This window comes from Pseudomonas triclosanedens (assembly GCF_026686735.1).
Classification (GTDB): Bacteria; Pseudomonadota; Gammaproteobacteria; order Pseudomonadales; family Pseudomonadaceae; genus Pseudomonas; species Pseudomonas triclosanedens.
Window position 1 is genome coordinate 5,619,387 of sequence record NZ_CP113432.1, and the last position, 25,930, is coordinate 5,645,316.

The 25,930-nt window shown below is 62.2% G+C and carries 20 protein-coding genes; 4 read left to right on the forward strand and 16 right to left on the reverse strand.

Annotated elements, in window-relative coordinates; all coding sequences use genetic code 11:
• The first annotated feature begins 97 nt into the window (after positions 1–97).
• From OU419_RS26065 to OU419_RS26075, 3 genes are all read left to right on the forward strand, one after another.
• On the forward strand, positions 98–1,417 hold the full coding sequence (locus OU419_RS26065; RefSeq protein WP_254476286.1) for an MFS transporter: 1,320 nt from the start codon (positions 98–100) through the stop codon (positions 1,415–1,417).
• Positions 1,418–1,661: 244 nt separating this feature from the next.
• On the forward strand, positions 1,662–3,053 hold the full coding sequence (gene gabP / locus OU419_RS26070; RefSeq protein ID WP_254476284.1) for a GABA permease: 1,392 nt from the start codon (positions 1,662–1,664) through the stop codon (positions 3,051–3,053).
• A 185-nt stretch (positions 3,054–3,238) separates the two neighbouring features.
• Positions 3,239–3,667 carry a hypothetical protein gene (locus OU419_RS26075; protein WP_254476331.1) on the forward strand — a complete coding sequence of 143 codons (429 nt, stop codon included), beginning with the start codon at positions 3,239–3,241 and terminating at the stop codon, positions 3,665–3,667.
• A 49-nt stretch (positions 3,668–3,716) separates the two neighbouring features.
• Here the strand turns inward: OU419_RS26075 and hemE are convergent, their stop codons facing one another.
• The 11 genes from hemE to OU419_RS26130 all read right to left on the reverse strand — a co-directional run bounded on the left by hemE (position 3,717) and on the right by OU419_RS26130 (position 19,737).
• On the reverse strand, positions 3,717–4,781 hold the full coding sequence (hemE, locus tag OU419_RS26080) for a uroporphyrinogen decarboxylase (RefSeq protein WP_254476282.1): 1,065 nt from the start codon (positions 4,779–4,781) through the stop codon (positions 3,717–3,719).
• A 228-nt stretch (positions 4,782–5,009) separates the two neighbouring features.
• Positions 5,010–6,428, reverse strand: a complete 1,419-nt coding sequence (locus OU419_RS26085; protein ID WP_254476280.1) for an FAD-dependent oxidoreductase — start codon at positions 6,426–6,428, stop codon at positions 5,010–5,012.
• A gap of 27 nt (positions 6,429–6,455) precedes the next feature.
• Positions 6,456–10,901 carry a glutamate synthase large subunit gene (gene gltB, locus OU419_RS26090; RefSeq protein ID WP_254476278.1) on the reverse strand — a complete coding sequence of 1,482 codons (4,446 nt, stop codon included), beginning with the start codon at positions 10,899–10,901 and terminating at the stop codon, positions 6,456–6,458.
• 448 nt (positions 10,902–11,349) lie between these two features.
• Positions 11,350–13,023, reverse strand: coding sequence for an AAA family ATPase (locus tag OU419_RS26095; RefSeq protein ID WP_254476276.1), 1,674 nt, complete (start codon positions 13,021–13,023; stop codon positions 11,350–11,352).
• 6 nt (positions 13,024–13,029) lie between these two features.
• Entirely contained in the window at positions 13,030–14,136 is a 1,107-nt protein-coding gene (aroB, locus tag OU419_RS26100) for a 3-dehydroquinate synthase (protein ID WP_254476273.1), read from the reverse strand.
• A 50-nt stretch (positions 14,137–14,186) separates the two neighbouring features.
• Positions 14,187–14,678, reverse strand: a complete 492-nt coding sequence (gene aroK, locus OU419_RS26105; protein ID WP_408004973.1) for a shikimate kinase AroK — start codon at positions 14,676–14,678, stop codon at positions 14,187–14,189.
• Between the two features lie 35 nt (positions 14,679–14,713).
• Entirely contained in the window at positions 14,714–16,855 is a 2,142-nt protein-coding gene (gene pilQ / locus OU419_RS26110; RefSeq protein ID WP_254476271.1) for a type IV pilus secretin PilQ, read from the reverse strand.
• Positions 16,856–16,908: 53 nt separating this feature from the next.
• Positions 16,909–17,433, reverse strand: coding sequence for a type 4a pilus biogenesis lipoprotein PilP (pilP, locus tag OU419_RS26115; RefSeq protein ID WP_254476269.1), 525 nt, complete (start codon positions 17,431–17,433; stop codon positions 16,909–16,911).
• Entirely contained in the window at positions 17,430–18,083 is a 654-nt protein-coding gene (gene pilO, locus OU419_RS26120; protein WP_254476267.1) for a type 4a pilus biogenesis protein PilO, read from the reverse strand. The genes pilP and pilO overlap by 4 nt, the downstream gene beginning before the upstream one ends.
• Positions 18,080–18,673, reverse strand: coding sequence for a type 4a pilus biogenesis protein PilN (gene pilN / locus OU419_RS26125; protein ID WP_254476265.1), 594 nt, complete (start codon positions 18,671–18,673; stop codon positions 18,080–18,082). Before pilN ends, pilO begins: the two co-directional genes overlap by 4 nt.
• Positions 18,673–19,737 carry a pilus assembly protein PilM gene (locus tag OU419_RS26130; RefSeq protein WP_254476263.1) on the reverse strand — a complete coding sequence of 355 codons (1,065 nt, stop codon included), beginning with the start codon at positions 19,735–19,737 and terminating at the stop codon, positions 18,673–18,675. Before OU419_RS26130 ends, pilN begins: the two co-directional genes overlap by 1 nt.
• 186 nt (positions 19,738–19,923) lie before the next feature.
• Between OU419_RS26130 and OU419_RS26135 the strand changes: the two genes are divergently transcribed.
• Positions 19,924–22,362: a penicillin-binding protein 1A gene (locus OU419_RS26135; protein ID WP_254476261.1), complete on the forward strand. Its 2,439-nt coding sequence runs from the start codon at positions 19,924–19,926 to the stop codon at positions 22,360–22,362.
• Positions 22,363–22,566: 204 nt separating this feature from the next.
• Here the strand turns inward: OU419_RS26135 and OU419_RS26140 are convergent, their stop codons facing one another.
• The 5 genes from OU419_RS26140 to OU419_RS26160 all read right to left on the reverse strand — a co-directional run bounded on the left by OU419_RS26140 (position 22,567) and on the right by OU419_RS26160 (position 25,926).
• Positions 22,567–23,058, reverse strand: coding sequence for a YgjP-like metallopeptidase domain-containing protein (locus tag OU419_RS26140; RefSeq protein WP_254476259.1), 492 nt, complete (start codon positions 23,056–23,058; stop codon positions 22,567–22,569).
• A 51-nt stretch (positions 23,059–23,109) separates the two neighbouring features.
• The gene (locus tag OU419_RS26145; RefSeq protein ID WP_254476256.1) at positions 23,110–23,880 is read right to left on the reverse strand and encodes a class I SAM-dependent methyltransferase; all 771 of its coding nucleotides are present in this window, start codon (positions 23,878–23,880) and stop codon (positions 23,110–23,112) included.
• Positions 23,881–23,916: 36 nt separating this feature from the next.
• The gene (locus OU419_RS26150) at positions 23,917–24,339 is read right to left on the reverse strand and encodes a hypothetical protein (protein WP_254476255.1); all 423 of its coding nucleotides are present in this window, start codon (positions 24,337–24,339) and stop codon (positions 23,917–23,919) included.
• A gap of 83 nt (positions 24,340–24,422) precedes the next feature.
• Positions 24,423–25,487, reverse strand: coding sequence for a class II fructose-bisphosphate aldolase (gene fba / locus OU419_RS26155; RefSeq protein WP_254476254.1), 1,065 nt, complete (start codon positions 25,485–25,487; stop codon positions 24,423–24,425).
• A gap of 103 nt (positions 25,488–25,590) precedes the next feature.
• Positions 25,591–25,926: an MliC family protein gene (locus tag OU419_RS26160; RefSeq protein WP_254476253.1), complete on the reverse strand. Its 336-nt coding sequence runs from the start codon at positions 25,924–25,926 to the stop codon at positions 25,591–25,593.
• Positions 25,927–25,930: the final 4 nt, after the last annotated feature.

A 25,930-nucleotide genomic window follows, 5' to 3' on the forward strand; every position in this document is an offset into this window, starting at 1 on the left:
CTTTCCAGCACAAGCCCAATAACAACTCCAAAGTCTTCCGTCATCCCCGCCGCACGGGCCATTCGCTGCCCCTGCGCGAGCCGAATCGAGGTGAGTTGTGAGTCAATCTGCATTGCGGGCTTCCGAACAGGGCGAACCCGAGTTACTCAGTGCCGCACGCGAGGCGAATGCCAGCGTCATCAGCGTTGTCGAAGAGATCGAAAGCTACATCGAGAAAGGCACCCCGGCCTTCATGCGCACCTCCCTCGCGCTGTTCTCCGGCGGCTTCGCCACTTTCGCCCTGCTCTACTGCGTACAGCCGATGATGCCGGTGCTGTCGAAGGCGTTCAGCCTGACGGCGGCTCAGAGCAGCCTGGTGCTGTCCATCTCGACCATCACGATGGCCATCGGCCTGCTGGTGACCGGTCCGATCTCCGACGCCATCGGGCGCAAGCCCATCATGGTTGCCTCGCTGATCCTCGCCGCACTGTTCACCCTCGGCAGCGCGATGATGCCGACGTGGCACGGCGTGCTGGTGATGCGTGCACTGCTGGGCCTGTCGTTGAGCGGCCTGGCGGCGGTGGGCATGACCTATCTGAGCGAGGAAATCCATCCGCAGCACATCGGCCTGTCGATGGGGTTGTACATCGGTGGCAACGCCATTGGCGGCATGAGCGGCCGGCTGATCAGCGGCGTGCTGGTGGACTACGTGAACTGGCATGTAGCGCTGGCCACCCTGGGCGTGATGGCGCTGGCCGCCGCCCTGCTGTTCTGGCGCATCCTTCCCGAATCGAAGAACTTCCGTCCGGCACCGCTCAAGCCGCGCCAGTTGGCTGAAGGCTTCCGCGGGCATTTCCGCGATGCGGGCCTGCCCTGGCTGTTCGTCGAGGCATTCCTGCTGATGGGTGCGTTCGTCACCCTGTTCAACTACATCGGCTACCGGCTGCTCGCCGATCCTTACCACCTGAGCCAGGCCGTGGTCGGCGTGCTGTCGGTGGTGTACCTGTCGGGGATCTACAGCTCCGCCTGGGTCGGCTCCCTGGCCGACCGCCTGGGCCGGCGCAAGGTGTTGTGGGCGATGATCGCGCTGATGCTCGGCGGGCTGCTGATCACCCTGTTCCAGCCGCTGGCGCTGGTACTGATCGGGATGCTGGTGTTCACCTTCGGCTTCTTCGGTGCGCATTCGGTGGCCAGTAGCTGGATCGGCCGCCGCGCCCTGAAAGCCAAGGGCCAGGCGTCGTCGCTGTATCTGTTCAGCTACTACGTCGGCTCCAGCATCGCGGGCACGGCGGGCGGCGTGTTCTGGCACGCCTACGGCTGGAACGGAGTCGGCTCGTTCATCGCCGGCATGCTGGTGATCGCGGTACTGGTTGCCCTGCACCTGGCTCGCCTGCCTGTGTTACCGCGCGCGATTCCCGCACCGATCGCGCGCGGGTAGTTTCTACACACATTTCGCAATACTTATCTAAAAACGACATTAGACGGTCGTACCAGGACAAATATCTCCTCCACCACAACGCCCCATGCACGGGCGTTGTGAAGCTTCTACTCAACCTACAACCAAAGTCGTAACAAAATATGGCGCGATCCTTGCGTCAAGAAAAACGAACGCTTTGTTGGAATCCTGAAACGGACCTCAGCTCCCGCAGCACGCAATTCCCTCCTGTAGTTGTAGGTAAAGCATGAGCAGTACTCCTCCTTCCGGCCTTTCCCAAGGCCTGAAAAATCGTCACGTCACGATGCTCTCGATTGCCGGTGCCATTGGCGCGGGCCTGTTCGTGGGTTCCGGCCACGCCATCGCCGAGGCCGGCCCGGCTGTAATGATTTCCTATCTGATCGCCGGCCTGCTGGTGGTGCTGGTGATGCGCATGCTGGCCGAAATGGCCGTCGCGCAGCCCGACAGCGGCTCCTTCTCCACCTATGCCGACCGCGCCATCGGCCACTGGGCCGGCTTCACCATCGGCTGGCTGTACTGGTGGTTCTGGGTCCTGGTGATTCCGCTGGAAGCCAACGCCGCCGCCGCGATCATCCACGCCTGGTTCCCCGGTGCGCCGATCTGGATACTGGCCTTCGTGATCACCTCGGCGCTGACCGTTACCAATCTGTTCAGCGTGAAGAACTACGGTGAGTTCGAGTTCTGGCTGGCGCTGATCAAGGTCTGCTCGATCATCGCCTTCCTGGTGCTGGGCTGCGCGGCCATCTTCGGCTTCTCGCCCAACGATGAAGTGTCCGGCATCGGTCACCTGACCAGCGAAGGCTTCCTGCCCAAGGGCTGGGGCGCCGTACTCGCAGCGCTGCTGACCACCATGTTCTCCTTCATGGGTTCGGAAATCGTCACCATCGCCGCCACCGAGTCGAAGGATCCGGCCCAGCAGATCACCCGGGCCACCAACTCGGTGATCTGGCGTATCGCGCTGTTCTATCTGTTGTCGATCCTGATCGTGGTCTGCCTGGTGCCCTGGAACGACCCGCGCCTGGTGAGCATGGGCTCCTACCAGACCGTACTGGAGCACCTGCACATCCCGTACGCCAAGCTGATCGTCGATATCATCGTCCTCGTCTCGGTAACCAGTTGCCTGAACTCCGCGCTCTACACCGCCTCGCGCATGATGTACTCCCTGAGCAAGCGCGGCGACGCCCCGAAGATCGCCCAGGTGACCAGCGCCAGCCGTACCCCGATCTACGCTGTGCTGCTGTCCACCGCGATGGCCTTCCTCTGCACCTTCGCCAACTACCTGGCGCCCGAGGAAGTCTTCAACTTCCTGCTGGCCAGCTCCGGCGCCATCGCCTTGCTGGTGTACCTGGTGATCGCTATGTCGCAACTGCGCATGCGCAAGAAGCTGCTCGCCCAGGGTCACCAACTGAAGCTGAAGATGTGGCTGTTCCCCTGGCTGACCTGGGCGGTGATCCTGTTCATCGTCGGCGCCCTGGTGACCATGCTGATCCGCCCGGATCACCGCATGGAAGTCGTTGCCACCACCCTGCTGACCATCGTGGTGGTCTGCTCGGGCCTGCTGGTGTCCAACCGCCGCAAAGCACAGCGCAACGCCGGCCTGGTTGCCGACGCCGCCTGAGGCACTCTGACGGGGTACGATGCCCCGTCAGAGAAATGAAGAGCCCCGCCGATTGGCGGGGCTTTTTCATGGCGACCTGCATCGCTCCAATCCAGCAAGAGCGCATGGGAAGCAGAGCGTAGCCAATGGCCATTACGCCATGCTAGTCTCCGCCGCCGCCCATTCCGGGCAATGAAAAGGAATTCATCTTGTACGCCCGCTCCCTACTCGCCGCGCTGGTCATCGCCCTCTGCACCGGCTGTGCAACCGGACTCAACTCCGCCCAGAAATCCGAACTGGACTACTACGATGCCCGCGGCATGGCGGTCACCGAAAAGAGCCCAGACCTGGGTGCGGCACTCGGACTTCTGCCCGGCGGCGGATCCTTCTACGGCAGGGAGTATGGCTTCGGTGTAGTCAACCTGCTGACCTGGCCGATCTCGATCCTGTGGGACCCGGTCAGCGGCTATGACGCCGCCCGCTCCATCAACTACCAGGCTACCAAGGCGCGGGTAAACAAGATGCAGGAGAGTGAGTTCCAGGCACTCGACGAGCGCCTGACGTCCAAGGAAATCGACCTGGCGCAGTACACTGTGGAAAGGCGCAAGATCGAGAAGAAGTTCAGCAACTTCTGAACAATGAAAAAGCCCCGCATTGCGGGGCTTTTTCATTTCGGTGCCGTGCTCAGTGGTACTGCGCCGACAGTTCGTGAACCGCCGCGAAGAAGACTCCAGCGTGAGCCGGATCGACTTCGGGGGTAATGCCGTGGCCGAGGTTGAAGACGTGGCCGCTGCCCTTGCCATATGCCGCAAGGATACGCGCGACTTCGGCACGGATGGCCTCGGGCTTGGCGTACAGCACCGCCGGGTCCATGTTGCCCTGCAGCGCCACCTTGTCGCCAACGCGGGCGCGGGCGCTGCCGATGTCGCAGGTCCAGTCCAGGCCGAGGGCTTCGGCGCCGGTCGCGGCCAGGGATTCCAGCCACAGGCCGCCCCCCTTGGTGAAGAGGATCACCGGAATCTGGCGCCCATCATGCTCGCGAATCAAGCCGTCGACGATCTTCTTCATGTAGGCCAGCGAGAACTCCTGGTATGCCGCCGCCGACAGGCTGCCGCCCCAGGAATCGAAGATCTGTACCGCCTGCGCGCCCGCGAGGATCTGGCCGTTGAGGTAGCTGGTCACCGACTGCGCCAGCTTGTCCAGCAGCGCGTGCATGGCCTGCGGGTTGTCGTAGAGCATCGCCTTGGACTTGCGGAAGTCGCGGCTGGAGCCGCCTTCGACCATGTAGGTGGCCAGGGTCCAGGGGCTGCCGGAGAAACCGATCAGCGGCACGCGGCCATTCAGCTCGCGGCGAATGGTGCGCACGGCGTCCATCACATAGCCCAGGTCCTTTTCCGGATCGGGCATCGGCAGGGCGTCGATGTCGGCCCGGGTGCTAACGACTTTCTTGAAACGCGGGCCTTCGCCGGTTTCGAAGTACAGGCCCTGCCCCATTGCGTCGGGGATGGTGAGGATATCGGAGAAGAGGATCGCGGCGTCCAGCTGGGGGTAACGGTCCAGCGGTTGCAAAGTGACTTCGCAGGCCAGCTGCGGGTTCATGCACAGGCTCATGAAGTCGCCTGCCTTGGCGCGGGTAGCGCGGTATTCCGGCAGGTAGCGACCGGCCTGGCGCATCATCCAGACAGGCGTGACATCGACGGGCTGCTTGAGCAGGGCGCGAAGGAAGCGATCGTTCTTCAGGGCAGTCATAACGGCATCCGACAAAAAAGTGCGGGCATTTTCGCAAAGCCCAAAAGAAAAGGCACGGCGGGTGCCGTGCCTTTCGTCCATCGCGACATTTGGTCGCTGCGACCCTCAGTGATTTAAGTGTCGCGAGCGGCGCCCAGGTTAGGCGGAAACAGTCGAGGAAGCGGAGTTTGCTGCAGCAAATCAGCATTCCGAGCCTGTTTCCAGCACCGCCTGAGCTAGCGCAGCAGCTTAAACGCCGAGGTAGTCCAGGATACCTTCGGCGGCGGTCCGCCCTTCGAAGATGGCGGTCACCACCAGGTCGGACCCGCGGACCATGTCGCCACCGGCGAAGATCTTCGGGTTGCTGGTCTGATGCTTGAACTGCGCGGCGGCCGGGGCGATGACGCGGCCCTGGCTGTCGATTTCCACCTGGTGCTGGTCGAACCACGGCGCCGGGCTCGGGCGGAAGCCGAAAGCGATCAGCACGGCTTCCGCCGGGATGATTTCCTCGGAGCCGGGGATCGGCTCGGGGCTGCGACGGCCACGGGCGTCCGGCTCGCCGAGACGGGTCTCGACCACCTTCACGCCTTCCACCTTGTCCTCGCCGACGATGGCGATGGGCTGGCGGTTGAAGAGGAATTTCACGCCTTCTTCCTTGGCGTTCTTCACCTCTTTGCGCGAGCCGGGCATGTTTTCCTCGTCTCGGCGGTAGGCGCAGGTCACGCTCTTGGCGCCCTGACGGATGGAGGTGCGGTTGCAGTCCATCGCGGTGTCGCCACCGCCCAGAACCACTACCCGCTTGCCCTTCATGTCGACGAAATCGTCCGGCGACTTCTCGAAGCCCAGGTTGCGGTTCACGTTGGCAATCAGGAAGTCCAGCGCATCGTGCACGCCGGGCAGGTCCTCGCCGGGGAAGCCGCCTTTCATGTAGGTGTAGGTACCCATGCCCATGAATACCGCATCGAACTCGTCGAGCAGCTGCTGCATGGTCACGTCCTTGCCGATCTCGGTATTGAGACGGAACTCGATACCCATGCCGGTGAAGACTTCACGGCGACGGCTGAGAACCTGCTTCTCCAGCTTGAACTCGGGGATGCCGAAGGTCAGTAGACCGCCGATTTCCGGGTTCTTGTCGAAGACCACCGGGCTCACGCCGTTGCGCACCAGCACGTCGGCGCAGCCCAGGCCGGCCGGGCCGGCACCGATCACTGCGACGCGCTTGCCGGTGGGCTTGACCTTGGACATATCCGGACGCCAGCCCATCGCGAAGGCAGTGTCGGTGATGTACTTCTCGACCGAGCCGATGGTGACTGCGCCGAAACCGTCGTTCAGGGTGCAGGCGCCTTCGCAGAGGCGGTCCTGTGGGCATACCCGGCCGCAGACTTCAGGCAGGGTGTTGGTCTGGTGGGACAGCTCGGCGGCGGCCAGGATGTTGCCTTCGGAGACCAGCTTCAACCAGTTGGGAATGAAGTTGTGCACCGGGCACTTCCACTCGCAGTACGGGTTGCCGCAACCCAGGCAACGGTGGGCCTGATCAGCCGCCTGCTGCGGCTTGAACAGGTCGTAGATCTCCACGAACTCGCGCTTGCGTTGGCGCAGGAGCTTCTTCTTCGGATCCTTGCGCCCGACTTCGATGAACTGGAAGTCGTTATTCAGACGTTCAGACATTTCAAGACCTCTTCAGACTTCGGGCGCTTATTGCGGGTTGGCACGGGTGCTGGTCAGCAGGGAACCGAGGCTTGCGGCCTTCGGTTTCACCAGCCAGAACCGACGCAGGTAGTCGTCGAGGTTCTCCAACAGATGTGCGCCCCACTCACTCGCGGTTTCCGCCACGTATTCGACCAGCACCTTGCGCAGATGACTGCGGTAGGCCTCCATCGCTTCGCCGCTGATGCGCTGGATTTCCACCAGCTCATGGTTCACGCGGTCAACGAAGGTGTTGTCCTGGTCGAGGACATAGGCGAAGCCACCGGTCATGCCGGAGCCGAAGTTGTAGCCGGTCTTGCCCAGAACGCAGACGAAACCGCCGGTCATGTATTCGCAGCAGTGGTCGCCAGTACCTTCCACTACCGCGTGGGCGCCGGAATTGCGCACGCCGAAGCGCTCGCCAGCGGTGCCCGCGGCGAACAGCTTGCCGCCGGTGGCGCCGTACAGGCAGGTGTTGCCGACGATGGCCGACTCCTGCGACTTGAACGGACTGCCCTTGGGCGGGGTAACGACCAGCTTGCCGCCGGTCATGCCCTTGCCCACGTAGTCGTTGGCGTCGCCTTCCAGGTACAGGTGCAGGCCGCCGGCGTTCCACACGCCGAAGCTCTGGCCCGCGGTGCCCTTGAAGCGGAAGGTGATCGGCGCCTTGGCCATGCCCTGGTTGCCGTGGACCTTGGCGATCTCGCCGGAAATCCGCGCGCCGATGGAACGGTCGCAGTTGCAGATATCCAGCTCGTACTCGCCACCCTTGGCGCCTGCGATGGCGTCGCGGGCCAGTTCGACCATCTTTTCGGCCAGCAGGCCCTGGTCGAACGGCGGGTTCTTCTCGACACCACAGAACTGAGGCTTCTCGGCCGGAATCAGGTCGCTGCCCAGCAGCGGCGTGAGGTCGAGATTGCCTTGCTTCGGCGTTTCACCCGGCAGGACTTCCAGCAGATCGGTGCGGCCGATCAGCTCTTCCAGGCTACGCACGCCGAGCTTGGCGAGCCACTCGCGGGTTTCGCTGGCGATGAAGGTGAAGAAGTTCACCACCATGTCCACGGTGCCGATGAAGTGATCCTTGCGCAGCTTGTCGTTCTGGGTGGCGACGCCGGTAGCGCAGTTGTTCAGGTGGCAGATGCGCAGGTATTTGCAGCCCAGGGCGATCATCGGCGCGGTGCCGAAGCCGAAGCTTTCGGCGCCGAGGATGGCAGCCTTGATGACATCCAGGCCGGTCTTCAGGCCACCGTCGGTCTGCACACGGACCTTGCCGCGCAGGTCGTTGCCGCGCAGGGTCTGGTGCGCCTCGGCGAGGCCCAGCTCCCAGGGGCTACCGGCGTATTTGATCGAGGTAATCGGCGATGCGCCGGTACCGCCGTCGTAGCCGGAAATGGTGATCAGGTCGGCGTAGGCCTTGGCCACGCCGGCGGCGATGGTACCGACGCCGGGCTCGGACACCAGCTTCACCGACACCAGCGCCTGCGGGTTGACCTGCTTGAGGTCGAAGATCAGTTGGGCGAGGTCTTCGATGGAGTAGATGTCGTGGTGCGGCGGCGGCGAGATCAGGGTCACGCCGGGCACGGCATAGCGCAGGCGGGCGATCAGGCCGTTGACCTTGCCGCCGGGCAGTTGGCCGCCTTCGCCGGGCTTGGCGCCCTGGGCCACCTTGATCTGCAGGACTTCGGCGTTGACCAGGTATTCCGGGGTCACACCGAAGCGGCCGGTGGCCACCTGCTTGATCTTCGAGCTTTTCAGCGTGCCGTAGCGCGCCGGGTCTTCACCGCCCTCACCGGAGTTGGAGCGGCCGCCCAGGCGGTTCATGGCTTCGGCCAGCGCCTCGTGAGCCTCCGGCGACAACGCACCGAGAGAGATGCCGGCGGCGTCGAAGCGTTTGAAGATGGACTCCAGCGGCTCGATCTCGTCCAGGCTCAGCGGATGCTCAAGGGTCTTCACTTTGAGCAGGTCGCGAATCATGGACACCGGGCGCTGGTCGACCAACGCGGTGTATTCCTTGAACTTGGCGTAGTCGCCCTGCTGCACGGCGGCCTGCAAGGTGTTCACCACGTCCGGGTTGTAGGCGTGGTACTCACCGCCGTAGACGAACTTCAACAGGCCGCCCTGCTGGATCGGCTTGCGGTTGTTCCAGGCCTCAAAGGCCAACAGCTTCTGCTCGTTCTCGATGTCGATGAAGCGCGCGCCCTGGATGCGGCTCGGGGTACCCGGGAAGCACAGGCCGGTGACCTCGTCGGAAAGGCCGATGGCTTCGAAGAGTTGAGCGCCGCGGTAGGAAGCGATAGTGGAGATGCCCATCTTCGAGAGGATTTTGAGCATCCCCTTGGAGATGCCCTTGCGGTAGTACTTGAACACCTCGTAGAGGTCGCCCAGCACTTCGCCGGTACGGATCAGGTCGGCCAGCACCTCATAGGCGAGGAACGGGTAGACAGCAGACGCACCGAAGCCCACCAGCACCGCGAAGTGATGCGGGTCACGGGCGGTGGCGGTTTCCACCAGGATGTTGGAGTCGCAGCGCAGCCCTGTCTGCACCAGGCGATGGTGCACGGCTCCGACGGCCAGAGCCGCGTGCACCGGCAGCTTGCCAGGGGCGATATGGCGGTCGGAAAGCACCAGCAGCACCTTGCCGGCGCGCACGGCTTCCTCGGCCTGGTCGGCGATATTGCGTACGGCCGCTTCGAGGCCAACGGACTCGTCGTAGTTCAGGTCGATGTGATGACGGTCGAAGCCTGGACGGTCCAGCGTCATCAGAGTGCGCCACTTGGCCGGAGAGATCACCGGAGTGGTGAGGATCGCCTGATTGGCATGGTGCGGCGACTCTTCGAAGATGTTCTGCTCGATGCCCAGGCAGGTTTCCAGGGACATCACGATCGCCTCGCGCAGCGGGTCGATCGGCGGGTTGGTCACCTGGGCGAATACCTGGCGGAAGTAGTCGTAGGGCGAACGGATACGCTTGGACAGCACCGCCATCGGGGTGTCGTCACCCATCGAACCGACCGCTTCCTGACCCTGTTCGGCCAGCGGACGCAGTACCTGGTCACGCTCCTCGAAGGTGACCTGGAACATCTTCATGTATTGCTTGAGCTGGTCGCCATCGTAGCTGGCAACGCCCTGGTCGTCGTCCAGGGTGGCCTGGATACGCAAGGCGCTCTGGCGCAGCCACTGCTTGTACGGGTGGCGCGACTTCAGACGGTTGTCGATGTCTTCGGTCTGCAGCAGCTGACCGGTCTCGGTGTCCACCGCGAGGATCTGGCCCGGTCCGACGCGGCCCTTGGCGATGACGTCCTCGGGCTTGTAGTCCCAAACGCCGATTTCCGAGGCGAGAGTGATATAGCCGTTCCGGGTGGTGACCCAACGCGCCGGACGCAGGCCGTTGCGGTCGAGCAGGCAGACGGCATAGCGTCCGTCGGTCAGCACGACGCCAGCGGGGCCGTCCCACGGCTCCATGTGCAGCGAATTGAATTCGTAGAACGCGCGCAGGTCGGCGTCCATCGTTTCGACGTTCTGCCAGGCCGGCGGAATGATCATGCGCAGGCCGCGGAACATATCCATGCCGCCAGTGACCATCAGCTCGAGCATGTTGTCCATGCTGGAGGAGTCGGAACCCACGCGGTTCACCAGCGGGCCGAGCTCGTCGAGATCGGGCATCCACTCGTTGGCGAACTTGCTGCGACGCGCCTGCGCCCAGTTACGGTTGCCGGTGATGGTGTTGATCTCGCCGTTGTGCGCCAGCAGGCGGAACGGCTGGGCCAGCGGCCATTTCGGCAGGGTGTTGGTCGAGAAGCGCTGGTGGAAGACGCAGATGGCGGTCTTCAGGCGCTCGTCGGACAGGTCCGGATAGAAGGCGGCGAGATCCGCCGGCATCATCAGGCCCTTATAGATGATGGTCTTGTGCGAAAAGCTGCAGACGTAGTGATCGGCATCCTCGGCGTTGGCCACGGAGGAACGGCGACGGGAGCTGAACAGCTTGACCGCGAACTCCTGGTCGGACAGGCCTTCGCCACCGATGAACACCTGTTCGATCTGCGGCAGGCGCTCCAGTGCCAGGCGACCCAGGACGCTGGTGTCGATCGGTACCTTGCGCCAACCGACCAGGTTAAGGCCGGCACGCTCGATTTCGCGATTCATGTTCGCGCGGGCAGCTTCGGCTTTCACCGGGTCCTGATTGAAGAAGACCATGCCGACCGCATACTGGTCGGGCAGCTCGGTCGCGAAGGACTCCCTGGCCACGGCGCGCAGGAACTGGTCGGGCTTCTGGATCAACAGCCCGCAGCCATCCCCGGTTTTCCCGTCCGCGTTGATCCCACCTCGGTGGGTCATGCAGGTCAGTGCTTCGATGGCGGTTTGCAGAAGTTCGTGGCTTGCCTCACCCGTCATGTGGGCGATCAGACCGAATCCGCAGTTATCCTTGAACGTCTCAGGATGGTACAGACCTGCTTTCATAGGGAACTCTCACCGGCAAAACTTTTTTAGTTTCCAGGGTCTGCTGACGTTTCGCCATGCGCCCTGCTTCGCCTTTGCTGGCTCGATTCCCGCGCACCCCAAAGGCACGTGCCACATCTATCGTGCAGCGCCGCTCAGCCCCTGGTTCACCTGGAATGACCGAAACGCCTCGTTTGCCGCGTCTTACCCAACGCGACGGCGGTTCCGGTTCTGGCCATGACGAAACGTCAGCAGACCCTCTTCAAGCACTTCGCCTGCCTACTCGCTCAAGCGGCAAGTTTCCGACAGGCAAAGGGAGGTCATTGTACACATGGAGAAAGCGACGTCACTGTTTTTTTTGACGCACTGTCGACACCGAATGTCGCATTAATATAAGAATTCAGCAAAAGAAAAAAGCCGGAACCCGCCAAAGGTCCCGGCTTTTTCATTTTGGCGACATGACGGCCTTTCAGCGCGCCCCAGCGATATCTTGCTGAATGCTGGAGAACGGCCGCGGCCAGGGCTTGGAGGCCTGGATCTTCGCCGGCAGCTTCTTGATGGCAGCCTGGGCGGAGGCACGGTCCGCGAAATTGCCGTAGGTCACTACGTAGAACGGCTTGCCCTGCAGATTCTTGCGGAAATAGCGGTACTCGCCGCCGCCTTGCTGGCTGATGAATGCCTTGGCACTGTCCTCGGAGCCCGTACCCAGCACCTGCACGGAGTAGCGCGAACCGGCCTGGGATTGGTACCAGCTACTACCGCCAGCGCTGCCACCGGTGGCGACAGGCTTGCTGGCCGCAGCCGGTTTGGCACTGGCGACGGCGACCGCGGGCTTGGCGGCGGGCTTGGCCGCCTGCACCGGCTTGGCCGGAGCAGTAGCAGCGGGCTTCACCGGCTCCGGGCGCGGCGCAGGCGCGGCAGCCTGGGCCGGCGGCTGCGAGATAGCAGCCTGCCGCTGCGCGGGCGCTGGCGGCACCGGATGCAGCGGCGCCGGGCCGTTATTGGCCAGTGGCGTTACCGGCGGCGCGGCAGTGGTCACGGTTGGCGGGATTACCGCAGACGGCATGCCGCCCTCATCGGCATCCTCCTGGCCGCCAGCTTGTGCCATCGGCTCACGGATCACCGGCTGGCTTTCACCTACCAGCGGCAAGGGCAGCGGCTGGTTGGAGCCAGCGAATTCAACCGACGGCGCGGAGCCCTGGGCATCCGGCTGCGGCGCAGCGGAACCGTTTAGCGGTAGCTGCGACGAGGTCTGCGCAGCGGTATTGCTTGCGGTGTCCGGCTTGCTGGTCTTGCCCTGCATGAACCAGGCAGCAATCACGCCGATCGCGACAACGCCGAGTATCGCCAGGTGCTTCTTGGGCAGTTTGAAGCCCGCGCCAGCGGACTTGCGTGCACCGCCACGGTCCGCCAGCATCGCCTCGATCATGGCATCGCGGGCGACCTGATTGATCACGCCCGGCCAACCGCCGGACTGCTCGTGGATATCCCCCAGAAGATCAGCGGAAATCAGCTCGATTCCCTGGCCGGCACCTTCCAGGCGCTGCGCCAGGTACTCGCGGGTTTCTTCCTCGCTGTAAGGTTGCAGTTCGATGGCATGGAAGCGTTCCTCGCCCTCGGATAACACCTCCAGTCGCGACAGGAGCGCCTGCTCACCGAACAGGAATACATGCAGACGCGCCTCGGAATTGCCAGCAGCCAGCAGCAACAGCACTTCCAGCGCATCGTCACGCAGTTGCTCAGCATCATCCACCAGCAGGTAGACGTCCTGCCCGGTGATTGCCAGTTGCGCGACCTTGGCAAGGATCGACTCGGTGCTGACCTGAGTGATCCCCAGGCCCTGAGCCAACTGGCGCAGAAGGGTGGTTTCGTCGGCCACCGAGCGCCCTGAGATGACCACGCTGGAGACCGCGTCCTTGTTGGTGCTGGCCACCAGGGCCTGGCGCAGCAGCGTCTTGCCGCTACCGAGCGGACCGGTCACCGCCAGCAGCAAGTGGCTGTATCGGGCCAGATGATGAAGTTGGCCGAGCACGGGCTTGCGCTGTGCCGGGAAGAACTTGAAGCCAGGAACGCGCGGGGCGAACGGATCGTGGCTGAACTGGTAGTGGGCCAGGAAGGCCTCATCGGCATGCAAACTGGACATGGGATCTCAACGTTCTCCTGGCTGACCGGCCAGTGCCTGATAGTCAGCGCGCAGCGTTTCTTCCAAAACCTCACGGGGGAAATCGGCAGTAACCACTGCAGCCCCCAGCCCTTGGAGCAATACCAGACGCAAACGACCATCGAGCACCTTCTTGTCGACTGCCATATGCTCAAGGAAATGCTCGGCATTCATTTCTTGCGGGGGCACGACCGGCAATCTCGCACTGGCCAGCAGGCGGACGCCACGCTCCAGCTCGGCAGATGTCAGCCAGCCCAGCCGATGCGACATCTCAAGTGCCATCACGGTTCCCGCCCCGACCGCCTCGCCGTGCAGCCAGACGCCATAGCCCATGTGGGTCTCGATGGCATGGCCGAACGTGTGCCCCAGGTTCAGGGTGGCACGAACACCAGTCTCACGCTCGTCCGCACCAACCACACGGGCCTTGGCGGTACAGGAGCGTTCGATCGCCTCGGTGAGCGCAGCCGGCTCGAGTGCCAGCAGATCATCCATGCGCGACTCCAGCCAGCCAAGGAACGGCTCGTCGCAGATGAAGCCGTATTTGATGACCTCCGCGAGGCCCGCGGAAAGCTCGCGCGCCGGGAGCGTGCGCAGGGTTGCAGTATCGATCACCACGGCCTGGGGCTGGTAGAACGCCCCGATCATGTTCTTGCCCAGGGGATGGTTGATACCGGTCTTGCCGCCGACAGAGGAGTCGACCTGGGACAGCAGCGTGGTCGGCACCTGAATGAAATCGACGCCACGCTGATAGCACGCCGCCGCGAACCCGGTCATATCGCCGATGACGCCACCACCCAGGGCGATCAGCGTGGTCTTGCGATCATGCCGCGCCTGCAGCAGCGCATCGAAGATGAGCTGCAGTGTTTCCCACTGCTTGTAGGCCTCGCCATCAGGCAGCACTACCGCAGTAACGTTGAAGCCTGAGAGGGTTTTCTTCAGTCGATCCAGATAGAGCGGCGCGATGGTTTCATTGGTGACGATCGCGACTTGGCGACCGCGAATATGCGGCTCGAAGAAGCCCGGATCATCCAGCAGCCCCTCACCGATATAGATCGGGTAGCTGCGATCAGCCAGATCGACATTGAGTGTGCGCATGAAACCCCCAAGCAATAAAGGGGACTAGGATAACGCAGAATGGAACACCGTTAGTGGCGCTCCAGGCTACGCAGACGATCGAGGATTTCCTGCACCACCATGCGGGGTGGCCGCTCGTCGGTTTCGACGATGATGTCGGCGATCTCGCGATACAGCGGGTCACGAAGCTGCATGAGGTCGCGCAGGATCTGATCAGGATTGGGCTTCTGCAGCAGTGGGCGATTCCGGTCCCGCGCGGTGCGGGATATCTGCTGCTCCACGGAGGCGTGCAGATAGATCACCTGACCGCCGGACTTCAGCGTCAGACGGTTGGCCTCTCGCATAACCGCTCCGCCACCCGTCGCGATCACCATACCGCCTTCGGCACAGAGCTCGGCGAGCATTGCCTGTTCGCGCTCGCGAAAGCCAGCCTCGCCCTCGACATCGAATATCCAGGGGATGTTGGCTCCGCAGCGTTGCTCGATCTCTTTATCCGAGTCTTTGAAAACGAGATGAAGCTCTTTGGCAAGAAGACGCCCGATGGTGCTCTTTCCAGCTCCCATCGGGCCTACCAGAATCAAATTGGACACGACATTGATCAACGGCCGGCTGCAAAGGCCTGATTATTCATGATCCGGGGGGTAAGGAAAACCAGCAGCTCGTTCTTGCTGTCAGTTACCGAATCACGACGGAACAGGCGGCCCAGCACCGGTACGTCACCCAGGTACGGAACCTTGTCGGTCGCCTTGGTCTGGGTGTTCGAGAACACACCACCAATCACGATGGTCTCGCCATCGTTGACCAGCACCTTGGCATTCACTTCGTTCTTCTTGATCGGCGGTACGCCGTTCAGGGCGTTGGCGTAGTCCGGCTCATCCTTGTTGACCTTCACTTCCATGATGATCCGGTTGTCCGGAGTGATCTGCGGAGTGACTTCCAGGGACAGGGCCGCCTCCTTGAAGGAAACCGAGGTGGCGCCGCTGGAGCTGGCTTCCTGGTACGGAATTTCCGAGCCCTTGAGGATCTTCGCGGTTTCCTTGTCCGAGGTGACGACCTTCGGCTGTGAAACGATCTCGCCGTTGCCGCCTTTTTCCATAGCGGACAATTGCAGGTCGAGAATCGCATTGTTGGAAACGAAGCCGATACCAAGGCCAGAGGTGCTGTTTTGTACTCCAAGATCGACCGAGGGCGTCGGGACATCGCTGACGGTTGGCAGCGTACAACCGCCGCCACCAAACGGGCCGCAGCTGGTGCCGTTATCGCCACCCACACCGATGTTGCCATTCTTGCCCCAGGTAGCCCAGTTGCCGAAGGTTACGGCGCCACCCCAGCGAACCCCCAGGCTCTTGCTGTAGTCGACGGCAGCCTCGACGATGCGAGCCTCGATCATGACCTGGCGAACCGGGATGTCCAGCTGCGCCACGATTCGGCGCAGCTCATCCAGGCGATCCTGGGTCTGATAGGCAATGATACTGTTGGTACGGTCATCTACCGTGATGGAGCCACGGCTGTCCGACTGAGCAGAAGCGGCTGCCGCACCCGGGCCGGAACCGGTCACCGACTGGAACAGCTTGGCGATATCGGAGGCCTTGGCGTAGTTGACCTGGATAAGCTCACGACGCAGCGGTGCCAGTTCGGAGATCTGCTTCTGCGCTTCGAGCTCCTGGCGCTCACGCGCGGCGATCTCGTCAGCCGGGGCGACCAGCAGGACGTTGCCGACCTTGCGCTTGTCCAGCCCCTTGGTTTTCAGCACCAGATCCAGCGCCTGGTCCCACGGCACATTCTGCAGACGCAGGGTGATGCTGCCCTGAACGGTATCGGAGGCCACCAGGTTCAGATCGGTGAAGTCGGCAATGAGCTGAAGCACCGAACGAACATCGATGTCCTGGAAGTTCAGCGACAGCTTTTCGCCGGTATAGGCGAACGCGTCCTTCTTGCGCTTCTCGGCATCGTCCGCAGTCAGCGGCTTGATGCTGACGGTCATGCGATTGTCGGTCTGGTAGACGAGATAGTCATACAGACCGGTCGGTTCGATACTGATGCTGGCCTTGTCGCTCGCGGCGGAAGCGTTGACGAACTGCACCGGAGTGGCGAAGTCCTTCACGTCCAGGCGAACGCGCAGGTTGTCCGGGAGCTGGGTGCGCGGGAAGTCCAGACGAATCTTGCCACCCTGCTCCTGGATATCCGGGCTAACAGTCGGATCGGAAAGGTCGATCACGACATTGCCTTCACCTTGCGCTCCGCGTTGGAAGTCGATATTGCGAATCGCCTTGCCAGCCGGGATATAGGGCTTCGGCTGCGCCGGCTTGGCAATGGGTGCGGAAACGGGTGCTGCCGACGCGACGGTGCTGGACGCCCCCGGCGCTCCGCCCACCACGATGAACAGGTTCGAACCTTCCGTACGCGTGGTATAGGGCGAAAGATTGGTCAGGTTTACGATCAGGCGGGTCCGATCCTTGGCCTCCACGACCGTCAGGCTGCGCGCATTACCAACGCCCAACTCGCGGTTCTTGCTACCCAGCTTGTTCTGTACGCCTGGCAGGTCCAGCGCAATACGGGCGGGCTGCTCGATGGTATAGCCACGCGGAGCCGCAACCGGCTCATCGAAACCCAGCTTCAACTCGACACGATCACCCGGCAGCGCCGCTACATCGACGCTTTGCAGATTGGCGGCAAGAAGAGCCGGTGCGAATACAGCCGCGAGCAAGGAAATGCTCAGGCGGGAAAGTCTTCTATTCATCGTCTGAATCCGTCGTGCAGACTGCTGTTTGTTTTCCATATTCATCCCCGCCCTTAGGAGCGTTCCTTGAGAGTCAGGCTACGCGGACGCTCGAGCCAGCCACCCTCACCATCAGGAACGATTTCAATCACGTCGATCTTGCCTTCGCTGATCGCAACAATCTTGCCGTCGTTACGCCCCAGATAGTCGCCAACCCGTACGCGGTGCACCCCCCCTGCACCTTTCACGAGAGCGAACGTCTGGCTATCCCTGGACAAGGTTCCAACCATCTCGAAGGTCTCGATGTTGAAACCTTCCAGGAACTGCTTGACCCGGGTTTCGTCCGGTTTCACGACCTTGTTACCCTTCTGCTTGACGGCCAGATCGATCTTCACCGGCGGCTGGAAGGGACTGCGCAATGCCGAAGCGCTATAGGTAAAGGCTTCGTACGGCTGGAATTTCGGAAGCGGCTCGATCGACCCCTTTGGGCGTGCACGGACTTCGTCCATGTACGCCTGTAGGTCGCTGAAATCGCCGCCGGAACCACATCCGTTCAGACTCAGGAGCAGAAGACTGCAGAAGATCAGGCGACCCCTCATTTCTTGTTGGCTCCCGTGTTCGGGGCATTAACCTTCCCGCCCTTGTCGTTGTAGCGGTAGGTCTTGGCCAGGATGCTCATTCGCAGCTTGGAAGTGCTGTCAGCACTGACAGGCTTGATCTCGAAGTCGTGCAACGTAACGATCCGCGGGAGGCTGGCTACTCCGCTCACGAAAGTCGCAAGGTCGTGATACCCGCCCACGACACTGATCTGAATGGGCAACTCGATGTAGAACTGCTGGGTGACCTCCGGCAGCAGCTTGATCTCTTCGAACTCAAGCCCGCTCCCCAGGCCAGTGCGAGTGATGTCTTCAAGGAGCCCGGGAACTTCAGTGTCACTGGGCAGTTGCCGCAGCAGCGCACCGAAGGACTCTTCCATCTCCTTCATCTGGGTCTTGTAGGCTTCCAGATTGGCAGCCTGGAACGCCTTGCTCGCGAACTGCTGCTTGAGGGTTTCTTCCTCGGCAGCCTGGCGATCGAGTTGATCCTGCAGGTCCTTCAGATGGAAGTTGTATCCAAGCGCGAGCATCACGGCCATCAGCAGCACGCAGGCGATAACCTTGACTGCCGAGGGCCAGGAGCCGATGTTGTTCAGGTCAAGATCATTGACGTCGATCTTGCGCAAGCTCTCGAGGGAACTGGCCAGACTCATTTCTTGGCTCCTTGCGCGACGTTCTTCTTGTCCTGTTCCTCACCGCCAGGCTGGGTCTGTTGCACAGTCAGCTGGAAGACGTTCGCCTGATCCAGGGCGCCCTGGGTCACAGCCTTCACTTCCGTCAGGTTCGGTGACGTCAACCACTCGGACGCATCCAGGTTACGCATCAGATTGGAGACACGGTTGTTAGACTCGGCCGCCCCTGCGATGGCAATGGATTTACCGGTCATCTTCAAACCGGTGAAGTAGACGCCGTCCGGCAGCGTGCGGACCAGTTGATCGAATACACGCCCAATGATCGGGCGGTTGCCCTGCAGGTCCTGAATGATCTTCATACGCTCCAGCAGTTGCTGCCGGCGCGTTTTCAGCTCACTGATTTCCTTGATTCGCGCGTCCAGCACGGCAATTTCCTTGCGGAGGAAATCGTTGCGCGCGTTCTGCCGCTCGATGGCCGAGTTGAAGTACTGATCGCCAAGGAATATCACACCGGCCGAAGCCAGCAGGACACAGCCCAGGGTAACCAGGAACCGCTGCTTGCGCTCCTCGCGCAGTTGCTCCCGCCACGGCAGTAGGTTGATGCGAGCCATCAGTCGAAACTCCTCATCGCCAGACCGCAGGCAATCATCAGCGCCGGCGCATCACTGGCCAGCGCTCCCGCATTGACCTTCCCGCTCAGCACCATGTCGGCGAACGGGTTGGCGACAAGCGTGGGAGTCCCGATCTTCTGCTGAATCAGCCTGTCCAGATCCGGAATGGAGGCGGTTCCGCCAGCCAGCAGGATGTAATCCACATCGTTGAACTGGCCGGCCGCGAAGAAGAACTGCAGCGAACGGGATACCTGCTGAACGACGGCATCCTTGAACGGTTGAAGAACTTCGCTGTCGTAGTCATCCGGAAGACCGCCCTGCTTCTTGGCAAGACCAGCCTCTTCCACCGACAGGCCGTAACGACGCTGGATCTCCTCGGTGAGCTGGCGCCCGCCGAATAGCTGCTCGCGTGTATAGATGGTTCGACCGTGATGCAGGACGCTGAGGGTGGTCATGGTGGCGCCGATGTCGACTACCGCTACGGTCAGCTCGTCGGCGTTGCCGCCTAGCTGATCGTTGAGCAGACCGAAAGCCCGCTCCAGCGCGTACGCCTCGACGTCGACGACCTTGGCGCCCAATCCTGCCAGCGCCAGCGCAGCTTCGCGCACCTCGACGTTTTCCTTTCGACAAGCGGCGAGCAGAACGTCCACGCGATCCGCATTGCGCGCGGAAACGCCCTGGACCTCGAAATCGATCGCCACTTCCTCGAGGGGGTAAGGGATGTACTGGTCCGCTTCGATCTTGAGCTGATTTTCCAGCTCGTCTTCGGAGAGGCCCCCGTCCATCTCGATGGTTTTGGTGATTACCGCTGAGCCAGCAACGGCGACGGCAGCCGTCTTGACGCCGGTACGCGCCTTGGCGACCACGCGCGACAGCGCCTGGCCGACCCCTTCCAGCTCAGCGATGTTCTTTTCTACCACTGCATTGGGCGGGAGCGGCTCGACAGCGTAGGCCTCTACCTTGTAGCGGCCTCCAGAGCGGCTCAATTCGAGAAGTTTGACCGAAGTCGAACTGATGTCTATCCCCAGCAGCGTGTTCGCTTTCTTATTGAAGAGCCCTAGCACGACTGATTTCCTATCAGCATCCGAGACTTACGGACGATTTATGTTTTTCCACATTAGATACCAGACTTGACACCTGCGCAAATAGCTCGTCGGCAAAAAAACTGCTTATAATGTGATCAGCTTTTCCCTTTTTGCCGCGCCATCCGCTTAACTCTTTCTTTTCTCTGGAAATCCAAGACCTTCCAAATGCGCCTGCTGAAGTTTCTGTGGTGGACCTGCATCACCATAATCTGTGGATTGCTGCTCAGTTTCAGTGGCGCCTATCTGTACCTCAGCCCGAACCTCCCGTCCGTGGAAGCCTTACGCAACGTGCGTTTGCAGATGCCGCTGCGGGTGTACAGCAGTGATAACAAATTGATAGCAGAGTTTGGCGAGATGCGCCGCACGCCGATTCGCTTTGCAGAAATCCCCCCGGATTTCACTCACGCACTGTTATCGGCCGAAGATGACAATTTCGCCAATCATTATGGCGTGGACGTCAAGAGCCTGATGCGTGCTGCTGCCCAATTATTGAAGACTGGCCATATCCAGACCGGCGGCAGCACCATCACCATGCAGGTGGCGAAGAACTACTTCCTCACCAACGAGCGCAGTTTCTCCCGTAAGATCAATGAGATATTGCTAGCCCTGCAAATCGAGCGCTCGCTAACCAAGGATGAAATTCTCGAGCTCTACGTCAACAAGATCTATCTCGGCAATCGCGCCTACGGTGTGGAGGCCGCGGCACAGGTCTACTACGGCAAGTCGATCAAGGATCTGAGCCTGGCCCAGATGGCGATGATCGCCGGACTGCCGAAAGCGCCGTCGCGCTACAACCCACTGGCCAACCCTGCACGCAGCCTGGAGCGGCGTAACTGGATTCTCGAGCGCATGCTCAAGCTCGGCTTCATCGACCAGCCACGCTATGAGGCTGCCGTGAAGGAGCCCGTGGGAGCCTCCTACCATGTGCAAAGCCCGGAGCTGGCCGCCCCGTACATCGCGGAAATGGCGCGTGCCGAGCTGGTCGGGCGCTTCGGTGGCGATGCGTATACCGAAGGCTATCGCGTCTACACGACCGTTCGCAGCGATCTGCAGGACGACGCCAACAACGCCCTGCGCGAAGGCTTGCAGGAGTACGACCAGCGCCACGGCTATCGCGGCCCCGAAACCCGCCTGCCCGGCAAGACCCGCGACGCGTGGAAACAGGCCATTGCCCAGCAACGCCCGCTCGGCGGGCTGGAGCCGGCCATTGTCGTGCAAGTCGAAAAGAGCGGCGCGATGGTCATGACACGCGACGGCAAGGAGGAAGCGCTCGGCTGGGATGGCATGAAGTGGGCACGCCCCTACCTGAGCAATAACAGCATGGGGCCGATGCCGCGTCAGCCCAGCGATGTGGTGCAGGCCGGCGACGTGATCCGCGTACAGCGCCGCGAGGACGGCTCGCTGCGCCTGAGCCAGGTGCCGGCAGCGCAGAGCGCGCTGGTATCTCTCAACCCACGGGACGGCGCGATCATGGCGCTGGTTGGGGGCTTCTCCTTCGAGCAAAGCAACTACAACCGCGCAAGCCAGGCCAAGCGCCAGCCCGGATCCAGCTTCAAGCCGTTCATCTACAGTGCCGCTCTGGACAACGGATTCACCGCGGCGTCACTGATCAATGACGCCCCCGTGGTGTTCTATGACGAGTATCTGGACAAGGTATGGCGTCCGAAAAACGACACCAACACCTTCCTCGGCCCGATCCCTATGCGTGAAGCACTCTACAAGTCACGCAACATGGTCTCGATCCGAATCCTCCAGGGCCTGGGCGTCGAGCGCGCGCGCACCTACATCAGCAGATTTGGCTTCAACCGCGACGAATTGCCGCCGAACCTGTCGATGGCCCTTGGCACCGCCACGCTGACCCCGCTGGAGATCGCTACCGCCTGGAGCACCTTCGCCAACGGCGGCTTCAAGATTTCCCCGTACGTGGTCGACCGCATCGAAAGCCGCGACGGACAGGTCGTCTACCAGGCCAACCCGGCTCGCGTTCCGAACGACGATGCCCAGGCCGATGTGGCCCAGGCACAGGCCCAGCCGACCGGCACCAATGCACTGGGCAACGACGACCCGAGCCTGGCCAAGACCACCATCGAACCGGCCGCAGCAGAGCGCATCATCGATGCACGCACCGCCTACATCATGACCAGCATGCTGCAGGACGTGATCAAGCGCGGCACCGGCCGCCGCGCCCTTGCACTCAAGCGTGACGACCTGGCGGGCAAGACCGGCACCACCAACGAGTCCAAGGACGCCTGGTTCTCCGGCTACAACGCTGATTACATGACGACTGTCTGGGTCGGCTTCGACCAGCCAGAAAGCCTGGGTCGCAGCGAATACGGCGGCAACGTAGCACTGCCGATCTGGATGCGCTACATGGGTGCCGCATTGAAGGACAAACCCTTGCACATGCTGCCGGAACCCGCCGGGATGGTCAGCCTGCGCATCGACCCAGTCACTGGCCGCGCGGCTCCGCCGGGCACCCCGGGCGCCTACTTCGAGCTGTTCAAGAACGAAGACACGCCACCGTCCATGAGCGAGCTGGCGCCGGGCAGCGCGCCTGGCAGCGGCATGCCAGCCGAGGAAGAGGCGCCGATCGACCTCTTCTGACCCACACAGGAACCCCTCGCAAGAGGGGTTCTTTCATTGTGAGCGGCATATCTGAAAGCAAGTGATGGCAATCAGCCAAATCATTGATTAATCTGCACTTGCGGCGGCGAACAACCCCGGACAGCCGACCCCATCCGGTCTGTCAGGGGCTTCCCGCAGCAACTTCCAGCGTCCCTCGCACAGCGTCACGACTTCCATGCGGCTCTAGACCAGGTCCCGCCAGGTCAGGTAGACGCGCAGGTCGAACTCCAGTTGGTGATACCCCGGGAGCATGTGCTCACATAGCTGGTAGAACGCCTTGCAATGGTCACGCTCCTTCAGGTGCGCAAGCTCATGGACCACGATCATCTGCAGGAACTCCGGCGCGGCATCCTTGAACAGCGAAGCGACGCGGATCTCCTTCTTTGCCTTCAGCTTGCCGCCCTGCACCCGCGAGATGGCGGTGTTGAGGCCCAGGGCGCGCTGCACCACGTCCAGCTTGTTGTCATACAGCACCTTGTCTACGGCCGGTGCCGTGCGCATGTACTGCTGTTTGAGATCCATCGCATAGGCATACAGAGCTTTGTCACTCTGCACATCATGGCGGGCTGGATAGCGGCGTTCGAGGTATTCGCCCAGCCGGCCCTGCTCGATGAGCTGGCGAACCTGGTCCTGGAGATGCGGCGGGTAGGCCTGGAGATAACGTAGCAGCGACATGAAGGGCAGACTGGCTGGCGAAGCGTTCGCCAGTCTACCTCATTCTTTGCCTCAGCCCAGCGAGTGGGTACTGTACGCCTCGGTTCGGTACGGGAAAGCAACCTCGGAGCGCCCCTTCAGGTCCGGATGCTGGGCGATTAGCTCATGCAACTGCTCGGCTACGCGCTGCTTCTGCTCGTCCGGCAGTGCGGCGATGAAGCTGACAGAAAGATTGCGCGCCACGATCACCTGCTCCGGCGGCCCCACGTGCTGGTAGCTGAACTCACGTAGCCGCAACGGTGCGAACTGCGCCCCAGCAAAGGCACGACGCCACTCGCCGCTGTGGAACCTCGGGGTTCCGCCCTCGTAGCGCTCGACGATCCGGGCGACCTCGGCAACCCAGTCCACTCGCTCGTCACGCACGTTCCAGACCAGCCCGAGATGACCGCCAGGCCGCAGCACCCGGTGGATCTCCGCTAGCGCACGCTCATTGGCGAACCAGTGGAATGCCTGCGCACAAACCACCGCATCCAGGCTATGAGCCACCAGCGGGATGGCCTGAGCGGTGCCATTGAGCACCTTCACGTCCGGCAGCGCCGCGCTCAACTGCTCGCGCATCGCCGCGACGGGCTCGATCGCCGTTACCTGAGCGCCGGTGCGCAGCAGCAGCGCAGTGAACTTGCCGGTACCAGCCCCCAGGTCGACCACCTGCCGTTCGGAGCCAACGCCCAACTCATCGCTCAGCCAACCGAGCAGCGCATCCGGGTAGTCCGGCCGTCCGAGGGCGTATGCCTTCGCTTCCCGGGTGAAGCCCTGCTGCGCACTACCATGTACATCCGTCATCGTGCCTCCCGAACCCGCCCCGGCCGAACGGAACGCTCAGCGCAGCCGGCAGGTCTTGCCGTCCAGATATTTACGGTAGCAGTTGAGCAGGCGGGAATCCTTGATCCGGCAACGCTTCTGTCGGCACTCGCTGTGGAACTCGAAGCGCCCGCCATCTGGATCGGCAAGCTTTATCCGCAGTGCCGGCCAGCCGTTCTTCGGCGCCTTGTCTGGCGTACTGAGCAGCCTGCCCTGGCTTTCCACCAAAGCACCGCCGGCATCGGCGTAATCGAAGACGAATAGCAAGGTGCGCGACGTTTTCAGTGTGCACTCAACGTGGGTCAGGCAATTCTGCGCGTCCACCGCAAGCGCAACGGGCGGCTTGGGCGGCGGAGCCGGGGGCTGCTGCGGCGACTGCTGCGAACAGCCTGCCAGTAGAACGAACAGCAAGGCGGCGAAGCCGGAACGAAGGTGCGGCATGCCGGAAATCTCCTTCTGGCGGATACGAAAGAGCCCCGCAAGGCGGGGCTCTTCGGCTCATCAGGAACGGGGCTGGACCGCGATCAGTTGACCTTCGGCTCAAGCTCGCCCTTGGCGTAACGCTGGAACATGCCTTCCAGGGAGATCGGCTTGATCTTGGAGGCATGGCCGGCGGTGCCGAAGGCTTCGTAGCGGGCGATGCAGACATCGCGCATCGCTTCGATGGTCTTGGCGAAGTATTTGCGCGGATCGAACTCGCTCGGGTTCTTCGCCAGGAAGCGACGAATGGCACCGGTGGAGGCCAGGCGCAGGTCGGTATCGATGTTCACCTTGCGTACGCCGTACTTGATGCCTTCGACGATTTCTTCGACCGGCACGCCGTAGGTTTCCGGGATTTCACCACCGAACTCGTTGATGATCGCCAGCCAGTCCTGCGGAACCGAGGACGAACCGTGCATCACCAGGTGAGTGCCGGGGATGCGCGCATGGATCGCCTTGATGCGGTCGATGGCGAGGATGTCGCCGGTCGGCGGCTTGGTGAACTTGTAGGCACCGTGGCTGGTGCCGATGGCGATGGCCAGGGCGTCGACCTTGGTTTTCTTGACGAAGTCGGCGGCTTCTTCCGGATCGGTCAGCAGTTGGCTGTGGTCCAACACGCCTTCGGCGCCAACGCCGTCTTCCTCGCCAGCCATGCCGGTTTCCAGGGAGCCCAGGCAGCCCAGTTCACCTTCCACGGACACGCCGCAAGCGTGGGCGAAGGCAACGGTCTGCTGAGTCACTCGGACGTTGTACTCGTAGTCGGCGGGAGTCTTGCCGTCTTCCTTGAGCGAGCCGTCCATCATGACGGAGGAGAAGCCCAGCTGGATGGAGCGCTGGCAGACGTCAGGGCTGGTGCCGTGGTCCTGGTGCATGCACACCGGGATGTGAGGGAATTCTTCGATGGCCGCGAGGATCAGGTGACGCAGGAACGGGGCACCGGCGTACTTGCGGGCACCGGCGGAGGCCTGCACGATCACCGGGGAATCGGTCTTGTCGGCCGCTTCCATGATGGCGCGCATCTGCTCGAGGTTGTTGACGTTGAAAGCCGGAACGCCATAGCCGAATTCGGCGGCGTGATCCAGCATTTGGCGCATGCTGATGAGTGCCATGTTTTCGCTTCTCCCAGAAGACGGGCTCGTTCAGTTGTTCAAAAGCCTGCCCCACGGACAGGCTGTATTCAAGTATCCCGGCCACGGCCAGGACAGTCGGCGCTCAGCGCGCCTTGCAGCCTCGGCCGATGAGATCATTGCTCTCGACCCAGTAGATCAGCCCCTGATTCCCGGTGATGCTGAACCCAACCAGTCCGTCGCTATAGAAAGCGCCGGAGCCACCGGGTTCCTCCTCCAGGTGATGCACTACGTCATCCTCGCCCAGGCGCAGGTCGACCACCGACTTGCTGACGTCCACGTAACGCCAGATGACGACAGCCTGGCTGTCGCAAACCCAGTGGTTCCAACCGGCATCTTTGCCGGCGGCGCCGCCAGACGAATGGCTCGAACATCCCGTGGCCAGCGACAACGCCAGGGCCGGGACGAAATAACGCAGCATCGGG

What these genes read in the sequence shown, in the direction of transcription:
- gabP (WP_254476284.1), top strand. Translation starts at nt 1,662, where the DNA reads ATGAGCAGTACTCCTCCTTCCGGCCTTTCCCAAGGCCTGAAAAATCGT.
- hemE (WP_254476282.1), bottom strand. Translation starts at nt 4,781, where the DNA reads ATGACTGCCCTGAAGAACGATCGCTTCCTTCGCGCCCTGCTCAAGCAG.
- OU419_RS26085 (WP_254476280.1), bottom strand. Translation starts at nt 6,428, where the DNA reads ATGTCTGAACGTCTGAATAACGACTTCCAGTTCATCGAAGTCGGGCGC.
- gltB (WP_254476278.1), bottom strand. Translation starts at nt 10,901, where the DNA reads ATGAAAGCAGGTCTGTACCATCCTGAGACGTTCAAGGATAACTGCGGA.
- OU419_RS26095 (WP_254476276.1), bottom strand. Translation starts at nt 13,023, where the DNA reads ATGTCCAGTTTGCATGCCGATGAGGCCTTCCTGGCCCACTACCAGTTC.
- aroB (WP_254476273.1), bottom strand. Translation starts at nt 14,136, where the DNA reads ATGCGCACACTCAATGTCGATCTGGCTGATCGCAGCTACCCGATCTAT.
- aroK (WP_408004973.1), bottom strand. Translation starts at nt 14,678, where the DNA reads ATGGGAGCTGGAAAGAGCACCATCGGGCGTCTTCTTGCCAAAGAGCTT.
- pilQ (WP_254476271.1), bottom strand. Translation starts at nt 16,855, where the DNA reads ATGAATAGAAGACTTTCCCGCCTGAGCATTTCCTTGCTCGCGGCTGTA.
- pilP (WP_254476269.1), bottom strand. Translation starts at nt 17,433, where the DNA reads ATGAGGGGTCGCCTGATCTTCTGCAGTCTTCTGCTCCTGAGTCTGAAC.
- pilO (WP_254476267.1), bottom strand. Translation starts at nt 18,083, where the DNA reads ATGAGTCTGGCCAGTTCCCTCGAGAGCTTGCGCAAGATCGACGTCAAT.
- pilN (WP_254476265.1), bottom strand. Translation starts at nt 18,673, where the DNA reads ATGGCTCGCATCAACCTACTGCCGTGGCGGGAGCAACTGCGCGAGGAG.
- OU419_RS26135 (WP_254476261.1), top strand. Translation starts at nt 19,924, where the DNA reads ATGCGCCTGCTGAAGTTTCTGTGGTGGACCTGCATCACCATAATCTGT.
- OU419_RS26140 (WP_254476259.1), bottom strand. Translation starts at nt 23,058, where the DNA reads ATGTCGCTGCTACGTTATCTCCAGGCCTACCCGCCGCATCTCCAGGAC.
- OU419_RS26145 (WP_254476256.1), bottom strand. Translation starts at nt 23,880, where the DNA reads ATGACGGATGTACATGGTAGTGCGCAGCAGGGCTTCACCCGGGAAGCG.
- OU419_RS26150 (WP_254476255.1), bottom strand. Translation starts at nt 24,339, where the DNA reads ATGCCGCACCTTCGTTCCGGCTTCGCCGCCTTGCTGTTCGTTCTACTG.
- fba (WP_254476254.1), bottom strand. Translation starts at nt 25,487, where the DNA reads ATGGCACTCATCAGCATGCGCCAAATGCTGGATCACGCCGCCGAATTC.
- OU419_RS26160 (WP_254476253.1), bottom strand. Translation starts at nt 25,926, where the DNA reads ATGCTGCGTTATTTCGTCCCGGCCCTGGCGTTGTCGCTGGCCACGGGA.